Source organism: Streptomyces sp. YIM 98790, assembly GCF_011421595.1.
Classification (GTDB): Bacteria; Actinomycetota; Actinomycetes; order Streptomycetales; family Streptomycetaceae; genus Streptomyces.
Map to the genome: position 1 here is coordinate 1 of NZ_WTLH01000130.1, position 17630 is coordinate 17630.

The 17630-nt window shown below is 73.3% G+C and carries 12 protein-coding genes; 1 reads left to right on the forward strand and 11 read right to left on the reverse strand.

Annotated features, from left to right (window positions below; genetic code table 11):
• The 7 genes from GQS09_RS19770 to GQS09_RS19800 all read right to left on the reverse strand — a co-directional run.
• Positions 1-1914: beta-ketoacyl synthase N-terminal-like domain-containing protein (locus GQS09_RS19770; protein ID WP_207958045.1), on the reverse strand; the 1914-nt coding region annotated here is incomplete at its 3' end.
• 68 nt (positions 1915-1982) lie between these two features.
• Positions 1983-3140 carry an acyl-CoA dehydrogenase family protein gene (locus tag GQS09_RS19775; RefSeq protein ID WP_165988135.1) on the reverse strand — a complete coding sequence of 386 codons (1158 nt, stop codon included), beginning with the start codon at positions 3138-3140 and terminating at the stop codon, positions 1983-1985.
• Between the two features lie 90 nt (positions 3141-3230).
• Positions 3231-3608: an ectoine synthase gene (locus GQS09_RS19780; RefSeq protein WP_165988138.1), complete on the reverse strand. Its 378-nt coding sequence runs from the start codon at positions 3606-3608 to the stop codon at positions 3231-3233.
• Between the two features lie 71 nt (positions 3609-3679).
• Positions 3680-5206, reverse strand: coding sequence for an AMP-binding protein (locus GQS09_RS19785; protein ID WP_165988140.1), 1527 nt, complete (start codon positions 5204-5206; stop codon positions 3680-3682).
• 315 nt (positions 5207-5521) lie between these two features.
• On the reverse strand, positions 5522-6037 hold the full coding sequence (locus tag GQS09_RS19790) for a flavin reductase family protein (protein ID WP_165988142.1): 516 nt from the start codon (positions 6035-6037) through the stop codon (positions 5522-5524).
• A 63-nt stretch (positions 6038-6100) separates the two neighbouring features.
• On the reverse strand, positions 6101-7159 hold the full coding sequence (locus tag GQS09_RS19795; protein ID WP_165988144.1) for an LLM class flavin-dependent oxidoreductase: 1059 nt from the start codon (positions 7157-7159) through the stop codon (positions 6101-6103).
• A gap of 270 nt (positions 7160-7429) precedes the next feature.
• A complete protein-coding gene (locus GQS09_RS19800; protein WP_165988146.1) occupies positions 7430-9679 on the reverse strand; it encodes an MMPL family transporter in 2250 nt (749 codons plus the stop codon).
• Positions 9680-9899: 220 nt separating this feature from the next.
• Here GQS09_RS19800 and GQS09_RS19805 point away from each other — a divergent pair, with 220 nt between their 5' ends.
• Entirely contained in the window at positions 9900-10508 is a 609-nt protein-coding gene (locus tag GQS09_RS19805; RefSeq protein WP_165988148.1) for a TetR family transcriptional regulator, read from the forward strand.
• A gap of 148 nt (positions 10509-10656) precedes the next feature.
• On the opposite strand, the gene GQS09_RS19810 is transcribed toward GQS09_RS19805, so the two are convergent.
• The 4 genes from GQS09_RS19810 to GQS09_RS19825 all read right to left on the reverse strand — a co-directional run.
• Positions 10657-12495, reverse strand: coding sequence for a hypothetical protein (locus tag GQS09_RS19810; protein ID WP_165988150.1), 1839 nt, complete (start codon positions 12493-12495; stop codon positions 10657-10659).
• Complete coding sequence (locus GQS09_RS19815) at positions 12492-13322, reverse strand: thioesterase II family protein (protein WP_165988152.1); 831 nt, start codon at positions 13320-13322, stop codon at positions 12492-12494. Before GQS09_RS19815 ends, GQS09_RS19810 begins: the two co-directional genes overlap by 4 nt.
• Before the next feature lie 5 nt (positions 13323-13327).
• Positions 13328-16873 (reverse strand): non-ribosomal peptide synthetase, encoded by a 3546-nt coding sequence (locus tag GQS09_RS19820; RefSeq protein ID WP_165988155.1) that lies wholly within the window; start codon positions 16871-16873, stop codon positions 13328-13330.
• Between the two features lie 71 nt (positions 16874-16944).
• On the reverse strand, positions 16945-17630 hold a 686-nt coding region (locus tag GQS09_RS19825; protein WP_243761585.1), incomplete at its 5' end, for a phosphopantetheine-binding protein.

Consider the following 17630-nt stretch of genomic DNA (forward strand, 5'->3'; position numbering starts at 1 on the left):
CCCCCGCCCCATCCCCGGCCACTGCCACCCCTGCCCAGGAAAGACGAACACCACCGAACCCTCACCCACCACCCCCCGCACCACCAACGACGACGACGAGGAGGAGGAGGACGACGACGAGGAAGAGGACAAGGCAGAGGAGGCCGAAGACGAGGAAGACGAGGCGGAAGAGGCCGAAGACGAGGCGGGAGACGAGGAGGAGGCGGGAGACGAGGAGGAGGCGGGAGAGGGGTCGGTGCCCGTCAGGTGAGCCTGCAGACCCGCCAGCAACTGCGCACCATCACGGCCCTGCACCACCAGCCGATGCCGCAACGCAGCACGACCGGCCAGACCCCGCGCCACCCCCACCACATCCACATCACCACAACCCGAAGCGAAATCCCGCAACCGCTCCACCTGACCACGCAAACCCCCACCACTACCCCCCGACACCACCCACGACACGGAGTCCGTGGGCTCCAGCACGGGGAGTGTGGCCTGGGACTCGGCCGGCTGCTGGTCGGGCTGGTCCTGCTTGTCGGGCTGCTGGTTCCGGGGGGCTTCTTCGACGATGACGTGGGCGTTGGTGCCGCTGACTCCGAAGGAGGAGATCCCGGCACGGCGGGGCCTGCCCGGGACCGGTTCCCAGGTTTGTGACCGGGACAGCAGGGAGACATTGCCCGCTGACCAGTCCACCAGCGGGGAGGGCTCCTCCGCGTGCAGCGTCCGCGGCAGCATCCCGTGCTGCAACGCCAGCACCGTCTTGATCACACCCGCCACACCCGCAGCCGCCTGCGCATGACCGATGTTCGACTTCACCGACCCCAACCACAACGGACGCTCCCGGCCCTCCCCATAAGTGGCCAGCAACGCCTGCGCCTCGATCGGATCCCCCAGCCGGGTACCGGTGCCATGCGCCTCCACCGCATCCACCTCACCCGCACCCAACCCCGCATCCGCCAAAGCACGCCGGATCACCCGCTGCTGCGAAGGACCATTCGGCGCCGTCAACCCACTACTGGCACCGTCCTGATTCACCGCAGAACCCCGCACCACCGCCAACACCCGATGCCCCAGACGCCGCGCATCGGACAACCGCTCCAACAACACCAACCCCACACCCTCGCTCCAGCCCGTGCCGTCCGCGTCCGCGGAGAAGGCACGGCACCGGCCGTCCGGGGAGATGGCGCGCTGGCGTGCGAATTCGATGAGGCCGGAGGGGCCGGCCATCACGGTGACGCCGCCGGCCAGGGCCAGGGAGCACTCCCCACGCCGCAACGCCTGCGCCGCCAGATGAATCGAGACCAGTGAGGAGGAGCACGCCGTGTCCACGCTCACCGCCGGGCCTTCCAGGCCGAAGGTGTAGGACACCCGGCCGGACAGCACGCTGGCCAGGTTTCCGATCAGGGCGTATCCCTCGACGTCCTCGGCGGCCCGGGCGATGTCGGGAAGGTATCCGGAGTTCGAGGCGCCGACGAAGACGCCCGTGGCGCTGCCGCGCAGGGACCGCGGGTCGCCCACCCCGCGTTCCAGCACCTCCCAGGAGGTCTCCAGCAGCAGCCGCTGCTGCGGGTCCATCGCCAGCGCCTCACGCGGCGAGATCCCGAACAGCTCCGCATCGAACCCCGCGACGTCGTCCAGGAAGCCGCCGCCCCGGGCATAGGTCTTGCCGGAGCGGTCCGGGTCGGAGTCGTAGAGGTCCTCGGGCCATCCGCGGTCGGCCGGGAAGGACTCGCTGATCGCGTCGGTCTCCGAGACCAGCAGGTCCCACAGGTCCTCGGGAGAGCGCACCCCGCCCGGATAGCGGCATGCCATCGCCACCACGGCTATGGGCTCGTGCCGGTCCGATTCGGCTTCGAGAAGACGTTGGCGGGTCTTGTGCAGGTCCGCCGTCACTCGCTTGAGGTAGTCGAGGATCTTCTTGTCGTCCGACATCTGAGCCTTTGCCTTCCGGGTCAGGAACCGAACTTGAAGGGAAATCGAGTCGGGTGGGCGGGTGAATATCAGCTGGATACGGTGGTGTTGAGGCCCATCATCCTGGCGATCCGGTTTCGCTGGATGTCGCTGGTGCCGGAGTAGATGAGGCCGGCGAGGGCGCCGCGTACGTCGTGTTCCGCTCCGGATTCGGTCATGTATCCGTGTGCCCCGTAGGTCTGGACGGCGGCCACGGCGGTCGCCATGTTGGCCTCGCTGGTGAGGAGTTTGGCGATGGCGACATCGACGGTGGCCTCCTCGTTGCGGCTGACGCGGAGCGCGGCGTCGTAGAGTGCGCGCCGGGCGGTGTCCACGGCGATGCGCATGTCGACGATGCGGTGCGCGACCGCCTGGAAGGAGCCGATGGGGCTGCCGAACTGTGTGCGGTTCCTGGCGTGGTCGAGGGTCTTTTCCAGCCGGTGCTGCATTTCTCCGGCGTTGACCGCGAAGGAGCACAGCACTTCCCAGCTGATCACGTGGTCGAAGACCAGGAATCCCGCTCCCCGGCCGCCGATGATGTTCTCCAGGGGGACGCGGCAGTCGTCGAAGAAGAGTTCGCTGAGGGGTGAGGTGCGCAGTCCCATTTTGGAGACCGGGCGGCCCACGGTGAGGCCCTCGCGGTCGCGTTCCACCAGGACGGCGGTGGTGCCGAACGGCCCGCCTTCCGGGTCGGTCTTCACGTAGACCACGATCAGGTCAGCGACCGGCCCGTTGGTGACGTACGCCTTGCTGCCGTTGAGGACGAGTTCGTCGCCGTCGACCCGGCCCGAGGTCCGCAGGGCGAGCATGTCGGAGCCGGCGTCGGGCTCGGTGATGGCGTGGGCGCCGATCAGGTCACCGGTGCAGATGCCGGGCAGGAAGCGTTCCTGGAGCGCGGGCGAGCCGAAGTGCTGGAGGGCGATGCCGGTGCTGACGATGTGGGTGGTCAGGGAGAAGCTGAGTCCGGTGTCACGGCAGCCGTGGCCGAAACCCTCCAGGACGTACATGGTGGTGAGCAGGTCCTGTTCCAGGCCGCCGAAGCGCCGGTCGAACGGGAGGGCGGGGAGGCCGGATTCGCTCAGGCGCTTCCACTCGTCGCGGGGGAATTCCGCGGCGCTGTCACGTTCGAGATATCCGGTGCTCAGTGCCGTTCCGAGCCGGACCGCCGCGTCGCGGAGTTCTTGCTGCTCGCTGTTCCACTGCATCAACTTCTCACCTTTCGGCGGAACCTCGCCTTGGCGGACTCGGACGGCCGTGCGGGTGGCCGGTCGGCGGCAGGCGGGCGGGTGGCGGTGGGGTCAGTACTCCGAGAACCGGGTCTCGTCGAGGCTGTGCACCTCGTCACCGCGCAGCGGCGGGTTGAACACGCTGATCAGGCGGAGGTCCTGGCCGGTGTCGGCGATCAGGAAATGCGCGTCGTGCCGGTCCAGGGCATAGAGCACGCCGGGCCTGATGTCGTACTGGACCGATCCGTCGGCGCTGAGGACCTGGCCGCGTCCGCTGATGCAGTAGCACGCCTCCAGATGCCTGCGGTACTGGAGCCGCGATTTGGTTCCGGCGCGTACCAGGGTGTCCGCGATGGTGAATCCCATGCGGTCGGTGGCGACGACGAGCCGGTGGCTGAGGCCGTTGCCCCATTCGACGGGGGGCGTCTTCTCCTTCTCCCGTATGAACATGTTCCGCTCTCTTTCTTCCGTTGGTTTTCCTGAAGTGGGGTGCGGCGCCGGGTCAGGTGTGTCCGGCGGCCTCACCGGGTGCGGGTCGTGGTCGTCGTGCCGGCGGCGCCGGCAGTGGTGGCAGCGCCGGCAGTGGTGGTGCTCAGTGCGGCGCGGTCGATCTTCCCGGTGGAGCCCCGGGGCAGGGGCTCGTCGACGATCCGCACGTGCGAGGGGATGGCCGCCCTGACGAGCCGCCGGGCGCAGTGCCGGCGCAGCGCGATGGTGCCCAGCCCGGATTCGGGGGCGCGGCGCACCACGGCGGTCAGCCGGTGGCCGGCCGCGTCGTCGGGGAGGGCCAGTACGGCCGCCTCGCGGACCTGGGGGTGGGCGAGCAGGACCTGTTCCACTTCCTGCGTGTTGACGCGGGTGCCGCGCACCTTGACCTGGAAGTCGTTGCGCCCCACCAGGGTGAGCGTGCCGTCGGGGTGGCGCCGTACCAGGTCGCCGCTGCGGAAGTAGGTGTGGGTCCCGTCCTCGTCGGTGCGGGTGACGAAGGCGTGGGCGTTGAGGTCCGGGTCGAGGTAGCCCGGTGTCTGGAAGGGGGTGCGGACCACGAGTTCGCCGATGCCGGGGCCGGTGAGCGGCCGGCCTTCGGGGTCCTCCAGCCGGGCCCGGACGCCGGGCAGGGGGCGTCCGATGGGCAGGGGGCGGTCCTCGTGCGGGGCGGTGAGGTCCGCCTCGTGGAGGAAGCTGTCGTTGGTCTCGGTGCAGCCGTAGATGTTGGCGAAGGCCGCCTCCGGGAACAGCCGCGGCAGCCTGGCCAGCAGGGCGGCGGGCATGATGTCGCCGGTGAAGAGGACGTGCCGGGGGCCGGTGAGGGGCTCGCCGTCGGGTTCGGCGTCGCACAGGGTGCGGTACATCAGGGGTACGCCCTGGACGACGTGGACGGTGTGGCCGGCGATGAGTGCGCGCAGATGGCTGCCGTCGGTGGCACGGTCCGGGTCGACCAGGACGGCGCATCCGCCACGGCTGAGCGTGGTCCAGATGTCGAGCAGGCACAGGTCGAAGTTGAGCGGGGCGTAGTTGAGCACCCGGGTGCCCGGGCCGATGCCGAAGCGGTTGCCGGCCCACGCCAGGAAGGAGTCGGCGCCGCGGGCGGGCAGCGGCACGACCTTGGGCAGCCCGGTGGAGCCGGAGGTGGTGAGGAGCAGGCGGACGCCGTCCGGCAGGGGGTGGGCGTGCGGGTCCCGGGTGACGGGTTCGGCGTCGGGCGGGCCGCTGTCCCGGCGGGTCAGGATGTGGTCGGCGCCGGTCCGGGCGGCGAGCGCGTGCAGGGTGTCGGCGCCGAGGTCGGGGGACGGCAGCAGGACGGGCCGTTCCTCGGCGAGTGCCGCGATGAGGAGGGCGATGGTCGCGGCGGACTTGTGGGCGGGGATGGCGAGGGGGCGGTGCCGGCCGGGCGCGGGCGTGCGGTGCCGCAGGTGTGCCGCCATGCGGGCGGTGTCGGCGGCCAGCTCGCCGTAGCTGACGGTTTCCCGTTCCCCGGTGAGCGCGGGGGCTTTCGGGTTCCGCCGGGCGTGTTCGCGGAACATGGCGAGAAATGCGTCGGAGGGCATGGGGCACCTTTCCCCGTCTGGCGGCGGCGGAGTGGGTTTCCGTAACGTGTGGTCCCACGCACGGGGGCAGCCCGGAGGGCGGGGGCGGGGGCCGCTCTCGCCGCCGGAAATCCTCGGCAAAGGGGTGCGTGAAATCCGTCTTCCGGGGCCGGCGAGCGGATATCGCGCGGTATTCACCAGAGTGGCAGCGGAGGCGGGTGCTGAGAACCCCAATTTTTTTCCGGGCGGTTTAAGGGGTGCACCCCTGCCAGGGCGGCAGGGCGGCTGCCCGCGGCGGAGGCGGGGTCCGGGGCCGGGTCGCGGCCCCGGCCGGCATCATCCGCTGTGGTAGTCGCCGTGGGCGAAGACGAGCGGGCGTGCCTCGTGCAGTACGCCCGCGGCGACGACCCGCCCCAGTACGACGTGGTGGTCCCCGCCCTCGACGACCCGGGCGAGCAGGCAGTCGACGTAGCCGGCCGCCGTGGCGAGGATCGGCGCGCCGGTGACGGCGGTGACCAGGTGCTGTCCGGCGAACCGGTCCACGCCCGAGGCGCAGAACCGGCGCGCGACGTGTTCCTGTTCGCCGGTCAGGAAGCTGACCGCGAACCGGCCGGCCGCCTCGATGGCCGGCCAGGTGCGTGAGGTGCGGCTGATGCAGAACAGCGCCAGCGGCGGCTCCAGGGACACCGAGGTGAAGGAGTTGACGGCGACGCCGGCCGGCCCGGTGTCCGAGTCGGCGGCGACGACGGTGACACCCGTGGCGAGGCTGCGGTACACCGTGCGCAGCGACCGGGGGTCGACGGGTGGGGTGGGCAGGGGTGGTGCACTGCGGGCAAGGTCCGAACGTGCCACAGGTCTGTCTCCGTCCGGTGGGCTGCGGGGCGCGGGGCGCGGGGCGCGGATCGCCGGGCGTGGTCAGCGCACCAGCGGCAGGGCCTCCTCGGCGAACAGGCGCAGGCTGCGGGACATGGTGGCGTAGTCCTGGCCGCCGCAGTCGAGCTGCCAGAGGATCACGTCCAGCGGCAGGGCGTCCTCCAGATCGCGGATCTTGCGGGCCACGGTCGCGGGGGAGCCGTACATGGTGCCGGCGACGGCGGTGTCGTCGTCCATGGTGAGGTAACGCTCGATGATCTTGGAGTAGCCGGCGTAGTCGGGGGAGTTCACCGATGTCAGGGACTGCGAGGCGGCACCCCACACGTCCAGGTAGGAGCGCATGTACCGGCGGGCGTCGGCGTCCGCCTCGGCGTCGGTGGGGGCGACCACCAGGGGCACGCCGGCGGCCACCAGGGGGGTGCGGCCGGAGTCCCCGTGGTGCTCGTGGTAGACGTCGCGGTACATCTCGATCATCTTGCGGACCTGGTCGTAGGTCTCGGGCTGCGGGGTGGCGGTGATCATGAGGTTGTGGCCGCGCTCGCCGGCGTACCGGAAGCTGGCCTCCGACATCGCCACGCAGATCCACACCGGCGGGTGGGGGCGCTGCACGGTGGGCGGGTAGCTGGTGGCGTCGCGGTAGCTGAAGTACGGGGTGTCCTCGCTGGTCTTCTCCTCGGTCCAGAGCCGCACCACGGCGTCCACGGTGGCCTGGAAGCGGGCCCGGCTGCCGGTCATGTCGACGCCGAAGGCCTCGAAGTCGTAGGGCAGGAAGGCGCGGACGAAGCCGACGTCGAGCCGGCCGTGGCTCATCGCGTCCACCTGGGCGGCATGGGCGGCGATCTGGATGGGGTGGTGGAAGGAGGCCTGGATGCCGCCGGTCATGAGCCGGATGCGCCGGGTGCGGGCGGCGACGGCGGCGAGGTAGGTGAGCGGGCTGGGGCAGTAGCCGCCGGCCCGGTCGAGGTAGTGCTCGGTCATCTTGACGTAATGCAGGCCGAGTTCCTCACCGAGTTCCGCGAGGCGCAGCACATCGTCGAAGTATGCGGTGGGCGACCGGGTCTCCGGAGCGCAGTCGGGCAGCAGGGAAATTCCGTACTTCATTTGTCCTCCGAGGGCTCACACCATTCTTCCGCCGCCTTCCCGGGGCGATTCATCACCCGGGTGGGCCTTTCGTGAGGCTAGGGAATACCGTTCGCCGAGTCAGCCCCTATCGGGGGAAACAGCGCCCCTGAAACGGGTAGGGGTGGGGCGGGTACGGGAGCTGTCCGGGACGCGGAAAAGCCTGCGACACGCCGGAGCCGTACGGGGGTCTGGGCGGCGGCGTGTCGCAGGGGTCCGGGGGGCCGGCGCGGGCGGGCGCGGGCCGGCCGGTCAGGGCAGGTGTCCGCTTCCGGCTCCGGCCCTGGGGCGGCGGCCGGTCTCGTCGTTCCCGGGGGTCGCGGTGCCGGTCCCGGCCTGCAGGCGGACGCCCTCGATGTCGGCGTGCGGCAGGACGCGGTCCAGGCGGCGCGGCAGCCACCACACGCTGCGGCCGAGCAGCGCCATGCCGGCCGGCATCAGCGTCATGCGCACCACGAAGGCGTCGAACAGGACGGCCGCGGCGAGGGTGAACCCGAAGAGTTTCAGGGCCAGGTCCTCGGAGAGGAAGAAGCCGAGGAAGACGCTGATCATGATGACGGCGGCGGCGGTCACCACGCGGGCGCCGTGGGCGAAGCCGGCCACCACCGCCTCGCCGGGCGCGGTGCCGTGGGCGTACTCCTCGCGCATCCGGGTGACGAGGAAGACCTGGTAGTCCATGGCCAGGCCGAAGGACATGCCGACCAGCAGGATGGGCAGCAGGTTGTAGATCGGGGCGGTCTGCTCGATGCCGGTGATGCCGGACAGCCAGCCCCACTGGAAGACGGCGACCACGGCACCGAAGGTGGCGGCCACGGTGAGCAGGTAGCCGATGGTCGCCTTGACCGGGATGAGCACCGACCGGAAGGCCAGCAGCAGCAGGACGAGTGCCAGGCCCACGATGATCGACAGGTAGGGCCGCAGGGCGTCGCCCATCTTGGCGGAGGAGTCGATGTCCAGGGCGGTCTGGCCGGTGACCTCGATGACGGCGCCGGTCTCGTCCTCGATGCGGTCGGTCCGCTCGCGGATGGCGGCGACCAGTTCCTCGGTCTCCTCGGCGGCCGGCCCGGCGGCCGGGGTGACCTCGACCAGGGCGGTGTCGCCCTGCTCGTTGAAGGCGGGGGGTGCCACCGCGGCGACGCGGGGCAGGCCGCCGATGAGTTCGGCGGTCCGCTCCGCCGCGGCACGCGGGTCGTCGGCGCCGGCCGCGTCCACCACGGTGACGAGGGGGCCGTTGACGCCGGGGCCGAAGCTTTCGGCGAGCATGTCGTAGGCGCGGCGCTGGGTGGTGTGTTCGGCGGCCGTCCCGTCGTCGGGGATGCCCAGCCTCAGGTCGGCGGCGGGCAGGGCGATCACGCCGAGCGTCAGGACCCCGATCAGCAGTACCGAGCGGGGCCGCCGGGTCACGAGTTCGGCCCAGCGGCGGCCGGCCGTGGGGCGGCCGGTGGCGGCCGCGTCGGGGCCGCGGAAGACGCCGAGAATCCGGCCGCCGCGGCCCGTGACCCGCCGGCCGGCGAAACCGAGGAGCGCGGGCATCAGGGTCAGCGCCACCAGCACCACCACGGCGATGGTGCCGGCCGCGGCCAAGCCGTCCTCGGTGAGCAGGGGGATGCCGAGCACGCTGAGCCCGGCGAGGGCGATGATCACCGTCAGGCCGGCGAAGACCACGGCGGAGCCGGCGGTGCCGACCGCGCGGCCGGCGGCCTCCTCCGGTTCGCGGCCGGCGGCCAGTTCGCTGCGGTGGCGCATCACGATGAACAGCGCGTAGTCGATGGAGACGGCCAGGCCGAGCATGAGGGCGAGCACGGCGGCGTCGCGGTTGAGGGTGACCAGGCTGCCGACGGCGGCGATGCCCAGCAGGCCGATGCCGACGCCCACGAAGGCCGTGAGCAGGGGCAGTCCGGCGGCGACGAACGAGCCGAGCGCGACGATCAGCACCAGGCCGGCGATCACCACGCCGACGATCTCCAGGACGCTCAGCTCGGGCTGCGGCTCCAGGGCGTCGCCGCCCACCTCCACGGTCAGGCCGGCGTCGCGGCCCGCTTCGACGGCCGAGGTGAGGGCGTCCCGGGCGTCGTCGGTCACGTCCTCGCCGGGGACCGCGTAGGTGACCTCGGAGTAGCCGACGCGGCCGTCCTCGGAGACCGCGCCGGTCTGGAACGGGTCGGAGGCGTAGGCGACCTGGGGGGCCTCGCCCAGCGAGCCGACCACGCTCTCGACGGCCTGCCGCGGGCCGGGGTCGTCCAGTTCCTGGCCCTCCGGTGCCGCGAAGACGACGCGGGCGCTCGCGCCGTCCACGGGCTGTTCGGGGAACCGCTCCTTGACCAGGTCGAGCGCGCGCTGGGATTCGGTGCCGGGCAGCACGGAGGAGCCGATGGCGGTGGATTCCTCCGAGAGCGCGGCGGCGACGGCTCCGGTGGCGGCCAGCAGCGCCAGCCAGAGTGCGAGCACGAGCCTGCGCCGCCGGTAGGACCAGCGGCCCAGCCGGTACAGGAACGTGGCCATGACGACCTCCGAATCGGGACATGTGCCTCCCGGACGTCCGGGCGTGCACGCCGGGCACGTCACCGGGCCCCCGAGCCCCGGCTCTCCTGGGAGTCTACCGCCTTAAGAGAGTCTCATGTCAATTGGTAGTCACTTACAAAAGTCATCAACGCCCGCATGCGGGAGCCGCCCGAGCGGAAAAGCCCCGGGCCGCACCGGGCGGACCATGCAGAATTGGGTCATGAAAGAGCAGCCCCACCACGGTCGGCCCGCGCCTCCGCTCCGGGAGCGCAAGAAGCTCAAGACCAAGAGGACGATCCGGCGGCAGGCGCTGCGTCTCTTCCGCGAGCAGGGCTTCCAGGCCACCACCATGGAGCAGATCGCCGAGGCGGCCGAGGTGTCGGTGAGCACCGTGTTCCGGTACTTCCCGGCCAAGGAGGACCTGGTCGTCTCCGACGGCTACGACCCGCGGTTCATCGAGATCTTCCAGCGGCTGCCCCCGGAGATGGGCCCGCTCCCGGCCCTGCGGGCCGCCATCCGCACCACCCTGAGCGGCGCCAGCCCCACCGAGCTGGACGAGGACCGGGACCGGGAACTGCTGATGCTGACCGAGCCCGAGCTGTGGGCGGCGTCCCTGGGCAACATCACCGGGTCCATGACCATGCTGCGCGAGCAGGTCGCCAAACGGACCGGCCGGGAGCCGGACGAGCCCGCGGTGCGCTCCTTCACCGGTGCCGTGATGGGCGTGATGCTGGCGGTCTGGCTGGAGTGGGCCCGGCACCCGGAGATGGACATCGTCGCCGCGCTGGACGACGCCCTGGCCCATCTGGAGGCCGGGCTCCCGCTGTGACCGCCGGCGTGGCCGGGCGCGGGCCGCGCGGGCACTGCGCGGCCCGCGCCCGGCCACCGGGGAGGGGGAGGGGAAGAGGAAGAGGAAGAGGAAGAGGGAGAGCGAGAAGGAGAAGGGGAAGGAGTGGGAGAGGGAGAGGGGAGAGAGATCAGCCCGGCAGGGGCAGCCGGCAGATGTGGGTGCCCACATTGGCCCAGCGGCTGCGCGGCGCGTCGGGAATGTAGGAGTTCGCCATCCAGACCGCCCCGTCGGCGTCGGTGACGGCCGCCGTGTAGTCGCCCCACCGGGAGGTGCCCGGCGGCACACCGTTGCCGGTGAAGGCGGAGTAGCCGGTGAAGCCGTCCTCGGGCCCGGCCCCGGCCGCGGCGATGTGCACCGGCCCGCGGACCCCGTCCCGCTCGAAGCGGACGAAGGCGGCACTCGGGTAGTGGTCCGGACCGCTCAGGGTGAACGTCATGGCACCCCGCCCGGCCGCGTTCAGGGCGATCGCCGGGTCGAACACGTGCTGCCCCTCGACGGCGAGATAGCCGTGCCGCAGCACCCGCGCCTCCAGTCCGCCGCTGGTCTCGGCCGCGGAGACCACGACGTAGGCGATGCCGAGCCGCTCCCCGCCCGGCCGCCGGTCCGGCGCCGCCAGGAGCGTGTTCACCGCTCCGAACAGCAGCCCGTCGTGCTCGGCCACCTGGGTCATCCACGGCGCCTTGCCGTCCAGCTTCTGCACCGGGTCGCCGTCGCCGAGTTCGTCCCGCAGCGGCGTCGGGCCCTCCTTCTGGGTCACCCCGTAGATGAACGGCGCGCCCATCGGCCCGGTGTGCAGCACCCGGTGGTCGAGCGTCACCCTGGGCTCCGGCCCGTCCAGCGTCTCCGTCCCCGTCAGCGACCACACCACCAGGCGGTTGTCCAGGGGCCGCGGGATGCCCTTCTCGTTGAGCGGGCCCGCGCACAGGAAGAACTGCCGGCCGCCGCGCGGCCGCGCCGACTGCGCGGGCTGGAGCCAGCCCCAGAACGGGAAGTCCGGGTCACCGGTGGGCACGGTGGCGGTGTTGAGGTACGCGTACCGCGGGGCGTCGCCCTCCTCGGCCTCCAGCAGGGAGCGGCGGCCGAAGGCGTAGAGCTGGGCGCCCTTGCAGGGCGGGGCGGGCTCGATGTTCTCGAACAGGTTCAGGCTGAGGAAGATGCCGTCGCGGTTGCCCCCGAGCAGCGGGTGGAAGCTGTAGCAGGCGTTCTCGGCCAGCGGCGGGGTGCCGTGCCTGCCGTCGCTGGTGATGTCCACGGAGAACAGCTTCCACTCGCCCGTCGGGTCCGCCGTGGCGCTCACCGCCAGCAGGATGTAGCAGCGGGCGGACCGGCTGGCCGGCCCCGGCGACTCGATCTTGAGCACCGAGTGCAGGAACCGCTCCCCCACCGGGTCGAAGTAGCACTTGGGGTCGGCCAGCATGTCGCCCGAGGCGTGCGGCCAGGCCCGCTCCTCCCCCGGCCGGCTGGCCGGCAGCTGCCGGTAGAACTGGTTCAGCGCGGTGGGCAGGGTGAGCGGCCGGCCCGCGGTGTCGTAGACCGTCAGGGCGCAGTTGACGCTGTGCACCACATAGCCGTTGCCCACCGCCAGCGCCGGGTCCGGCGGCTCCCAGCGGATCTGCGAGCCGGCGTACCGGCCGGTGCCCGCCTCGTACTGCTCGTGGAAGCTGATGCCGTCGAAGCCGGCCGCTCCCCCGAGGGTCGCGGAGACCGGCGTGTCCGGCGCGGCCGGCACCGACAGCCCCTCGCGCGGCTGCGGGGCGGTGGAGCGCCGGTAGACCTTCTTCGTCGACTCCACCTGCTCGGCGGTCTTCTCCCGGGAGTCCTCGGGGCGGCGCGGCGCGAGGCCGTGCTCCCCCTCGTCCGTGACGTCCTTCAGCAGCCGCGTCCTGCCCAGGAACTCGGCCCTGCCGTGTCCGCGGGCGAAGGCGTCCCCGTCCCGCGCGAACCCACTGCCGGCCACCTGCATCACCAATCCCTCACTCGTCGCTCGTTCCGCCCCGGCACCGCCGGGGCCGGGTCCACGGTTCCGGCCGCTCCGGCCGCGATGGCCGCGAGGAGCCCGGCCGGCTCCTCGCGGGGGAAGAAGTGGCCGCCGGGCAGCATCCGCACCTCGCACCCGGCGGTGGTGTGCTCCCGCCACCCGTCGAGTTCCTCCGCGGGGACGGTGTCGTCCCGTGTGCCGCCGTAGACCGAGACCGGCACGTCCAGCGGCGGCCCCGGGCGGTACCGGTAGCCGCGCAGCACCTCCAGGTCCGCGCGCAGCACGGGCAGGAACGCGGCCAGGGCCGGGTCGTCCCGCACGCCCCGGGGGATGCCGCCCAGCTTCTCCAGCCCGGCCGTCAGCTCCTCGCCGGAGGACCAGTCGACGCCCGCGAGGCGCTTCTGCAGCAGGCGGGGCGCCGGATGGCAGGCCACATGGAGCCGCTCCGCCCGCCGCAGGCCGGCCGCTGCGGCCCGCCGGCACGCCTCGAACGCCAGCAGCGCCCCCATGCTGTGGCCGAACCAGGCATGCGGCCGGTCCAGCCAGGGCGCCAGGCCCTCCAGCAGCCCGGGCACCAGGTCCTCCAGGCGGGTACGGGCCGGTTCCCCGAACCTGCTCTCCCGCCCGGGCAGCCGGACGGCGATCACTTCGATGTCCGGGGCGAGTCCGGCCGCCCAGGCCCGGAACACGCCCGCTCCGGCACCCGCGTGCGGCAGGCACAGCAGCCGCATCCGGGCCCGCGGGGCGGGCCGCCAGCACACCCCCCAGCCGCCCGGCCCGGTGACCGGCCGCGGAGTCCCTCCGCTGCGCTCCATGCCGCTCACCGCCCGGCCTGCTCGCGCAGCACCCGGGCGAAGCCCGCGATGGTGGGATGCTGGAAGATCCAGCGCAGCAGATCCTCGCTGCCGGCCGTGACACCCGGCTCGTCCCGCACCGCGCCCAGGATGTGCACCGCGTGCAGGGAGTCGCCGCCGAGGGTGAAGAAGTCGTCCTCCACGCCGAAGTCGTCGCTGCCCAGCGTCTCGCTCCAGATCTCGAACAGCCTGCGCTCCAGGCAGTCGCGGGGCGCCACCCGCTCCTGCTCCGCCTCCGCTCCCTCCCAGGGAGCCGGCAGCGCGGAGCGGTCCACCTTGCCGTTGGCGCTGGTGGGCAGCCGGTCCAGGACCATGAAGTGGTGCGGGACCAGGTAGTCGGGCAGCGTCTCCGCCAGGGCCCGGCGCAGCGCGGCCGGCTCCAGCACGGGCGAGCCGGGCGGCGTGTCCCCGGCCGGCACCACATGGGCCACCAGGTGACGGCGGCCGGTGCGCGGATTGGTGTCCACGCCGGCCACGGCCTCCGCCACCCCGGGGCGGCGCAGCAGCGCCGCCTCGATCTCGCCCAGCTCGATGCGGTAGCCGTTGAGCTTGACCTGGAAGTCGTTCCGGCCGAGGAACTCGATGTCCCCGCCGGGCAGATAGCGGCCGAGGTCGCCGGTCCGGTAGAGGCGTTCGCCGGTCTCCGGACGGACCAGGAAGCGCTCCGCGGTGCGCTCCGGGTCGGCCCAGTACTCCCGGGCCACGCCGGCACCGCCGATGTAGATCTCGCCCACCGTCCACACCGGGCACGGCTCCAGGCGGTCGTCGAGGACGTGCAGCGTCTGGTTGGCCAGCGGCTTGCCGTACGGGATGCGCACCCACTCCGGGGGGACCTTGCCGATGGGGTAGCACACCGACCAGATGGACGCCTCGGTGGCGCCGCCCAGGCTGATCACCTCGGCGGCCGGGTACCAGGAGCGGACCGCGTCCGGCAGGGTCACCGGAATCCAGTCACCGCTGAGCAGGGCCAGCCGCAGCCGCGTCCCCTCCGGGGCGCCGGGCCGGCCGCTGTCCACCCAGGCCTGCATCAGGGCCGGCACCGAGTTCCAGACGGTGACGCCGTGCCGGGCGACGAGCTCGCTCCAGTGCGCCGGGTCGTGGGCCCGCTCCGGGGCGGGCAGCACCACGGCGCCGCCCGCCGCCAGGACGCCGAAGACGTCGTACACCGACAGGTCGAAGCCGAGCGCGGACAGGCCGAGCACCCGGTCGCCGGGGCCGACGCGGAACCGGGAGTTGATGTCCTGCACCGTGTTCGCCGCGCCGCGGTGGTCGATCACCACCCCCTTGGGCTGCCCGGTCGAGCCCGAGGTGAAGATCACATACGCCAGGTCCGACGGCCGCGGCCCGGTCTCCGGCGGGGCCGGGTCGGCCGCCCGGACCTCCTCGTCGGCGAAGGTCAGCACGGTCACGTCCGGCGGCCAGTCCAGCCGGTCGCGCAGCGCCGGCGAGGTCACCGCCACCCGCACCCCGCAGCGCTCCAGCAGGGAGTCCCGCCGGGCCCGCGGCCAGCCGGGGTCGATGGGCAGATAGGCCGCGCCCGAGCAGGCGGCCCCCAGCACGGCCGCGACCTGCTCCCGGCTCTTGTCCATGACGACGGCGACCAGGGTGCCGGGGACGGCGGCGCCGAGGCCGGCGAGCCGCCGGGCCAGCCGGTGCGCGTCGGCCATGAGCTGCCCGTAGGTGAGCTGCCCGTCGTCCGCGATCACGGCGACCGCGTCCGGGCTGCGCGCGGCCTGCTCGGCCACCAGCCCGCTCAGGGTGCGGGCCGGCAGGGGCGCGGCCGTGCCGTTGGCCGCGGCCCGCTCGGCCGCCTGCCACCGGGGCAGCGGGATGAGGGAGCCGGCCGTGTCCCAGCACGGCTCCTCACCGGCCAGCCGGGTGAGCAGCCCGTGGTAGGCGCCGAACATGTCGTCCAGCAGCCGGTCGGGGAAGAGCTGCTCGACCGCGTCCCAGGTGAGCAGGAGTTCGCCGTGCTCCTCGGCGACCGTGTGGTCCAGCCACACCTGCGGGGTCTGGGAGGCGGCGTGCACCAGGTCGCCGAAGACCTCCTCGTCCCGGTCCGCGACGGTGCCCGCGGCCTCTTCGGCCTCTTCGGCCTCTTCGGCCTCTACGGCGTCCGCGGCGGCCGGGTCCGGGAGGCCGCCGGGGTCCGCGGCGCCGCCGGCGGCGGGGTCCCGGGAGGTGGCACCGAGCCGGCTGGTGAACACCACCGGCATGACCGCGCCCGGCCTGCCGCCCTGCCGGCGGGCCCGTTCCCGGAGCACCCGCACCCCGCTGTAGGACAGGTGCTCCAGATCCTGCAGCAGCCGGCCGTGCAGCCGCCGGGCGCGGGCCGCGAAGGTGTCGGCGGCGCTCTCCCCGGCCCCGTCGGCGGCCAGCATGGTCAGGGAGGTGAAGTCGCNCCCGGCCCCGTCGGCGGCCAGCATGGTCAGGGAGGTGAAGTCGCCGACCACCTCGTCGATCCGCGGGTGCAGCCGCGGCCGGTTGAACAGCGTCAGATTGAGCGTCAGGGCGGGCTGCCCGGTCCACCGCCGCAGCACATCGGTGAACGCGGTCATCAGCACCGCCGACGGCGTCAGCCCGCGGGCCGCGGCGGCCCGTTTGACCGCATCCCAGCGGTCCCGGGACAGCCGGGCGGAGCGGCGGCGGAACTCCGGGACGCCGATCTGCGCGGGCTGCGCGGCCAGCGGCAGGGCGGGCGGCGGCGGCAGCTCGTCCAGGCGGCCCAGCCAGTACTCCTCGGCCCGCCGGTACGCGGCCTGCGACCGCCGGGCCCGCTCGGTCAGCACGCAGTCCCGGTAGGAGACCGGCGGCGGCTCCGGCAACCCGTCCGGGTCCCGGTAGCAGCGCCGCCAGTCCCGGTAGACGGTCTCCAGGCTGCGCCCGTCCACGATCAGCATGTCGAACCGCATGTGCAGCCGCACCCGCCGGCCGGTCAGCCGCGAGGCGCGGACCTCGAACAGCGGCCAGCGGTCGGCCGCCAGCTCGTGGCGGCGCATCTCGGCGCGGATGCGGAGCAGTTCCTCCTCCCGGGCCTGCGGGGACAGGCCACGCAGGTCGGCCACGGCGATCTCGTACGGCGGGACCTCGGGCAGCACCCGCTGGGTGCCGTCCGGCAGGACCACCGCGCGCAGCATGTCGTGCCGGGCGATCACCCGGCGCAGGGCTTCGGCGGCCCGCTCGGGATCGAGGCCGTCGCGCTCCGACTCGGCGTAGAAGTGCGTGGAGATGCCGCCCAGTTCGACGGAGGAGCTGCGGCCCATCCAGTAGGCGTGCTGGATGTCGGTGAGCGGGAACGGGTCGAACCGCTCCGCGGGCCGGGACACCAGCGGGGCCGGGCGCTCGTCCCCGGCGCGGCGCAGCAGCGCGATCAGCTCCTCCCGCCGCTGCCGCAGCCGGTCCCGCAGCTCGGCGGTGAGCGCGCCCGGCGGGGAGAGCACGTCCAGGCGGTCGTCGGCCAGCCGCAGCCTGATGCCGCGCCGGTGCAGTTCATGAAGCAGGTCCTGCGCCATGGGGGGCGTCCTCCTGTCGTCTGCTGCTGGTTGCCCGGGCTCTCCGCCCGGCGGGCGGCCGGTCGCCGGGATCACAGGGTCAGCACCTCCAGTCCGGCGTCGCCGTCCCCCTCCTCCGCGCCGCCGGTGACCAGACCGCGGGCGGCGAGCTGGGCACAGACGAGGTCCGCCGCCTCCCCGGCGGTGCCCGAGCTGAGCAGCACCCCCAGCGGCAGATCGGCGTGCAGGCCGGTGTGCAGCCACTCCCGCAGCCGCACGGCCATCAGCGAGTCGAGGCCGGTCTCGTTGAGCCGCGACCGCTCGAAGGCCGGGCGCAGCTCGGCCCGCTCCTCCGCACCGAGGCCGAGCAGTCCGGCCGTCGCGGCGAACAGCTCGTCCAGCACGGCCCGCCGGGCCGCCGCCGGGTCCCGCAGGGCCAGCCCGGCCAGCTCCGCGGCCCGCTCGGGGCCGGGCTGCGCCGGGCCGGGCAGCGGCTGCTCCCCGGCCGGGACGGCGGGTGCGCCGCCGTCCGTGGCCGGTGCCGCCGCCAGCCAGTAGCGCCGGTGCCGGAACGGGTAGGTGGGCAGATCGGTGAGGCGGGCCCCGGTGCCGGCGAAGACCGGCCGCCAGTCGACCGCGGCGCCGTGGACATGGGCCTCGGCCAGCAGGCGCAGGAAGGCAGCCGGGCCGGAGAGGCCCGGGTCCAGGGCCGCCACCCGCTCCGGGCCGGCGGCGTCCGGCCCGCCGAGGGCCTGCCCGGCGTCCGGCCCCGGCCCCA

What these genes read in the sequence shown, in the direction of transcription:
- GQS09_RS19805 (WP_165988148.1), top strand. Translation starts at nt 9,900, where the DNA reads ATGAAAGAGCAGCCCCACCACGGTCGGCCCGCGCCTCCGCTCCGGGAG.
- GQS09_RS19795 (WP_165988144.1), bottom strand. Translation starts at nt 7,159, where the DNA reads ATGAAGTACGGAATTTCCCTGCTGCCCGACTGCGCTCCGGAGACCCGG.
- GQS09_RS19785 (WP_165988140.1), bottom strand. Translation starts at nt 5,206, where the DNA reads ATGCCCTCCGACGCATTTCTCGCCATGTTCCGCGAACACGCCCGGCGG.
- GQS09_RS19815 (WP_165988152.1), bottom strand. Translation starts at nt 13,322, where the DNA reads ATGGAGCGCAGCGGAGGGACTCCGCGGCCGGTCACCGGGCCGGGCGGC.
- GQS09_RS19800 (WP_165988146.1), bottom strand. Translation starts at nt 9,679, where the DNA reads ATGGCCACGTTCCTGTACCGGCTGGGCCGCTGGTCCTACCGGCGGCGC.
- GQS09_RS19780 (WP_165988138.1), bottom strand. Translation starts at nt 3,608, where the DNA reads ATGTTCATACGGGAGAAGGAGAAGACGCCCCCCGTCGAATGGGGCAAC.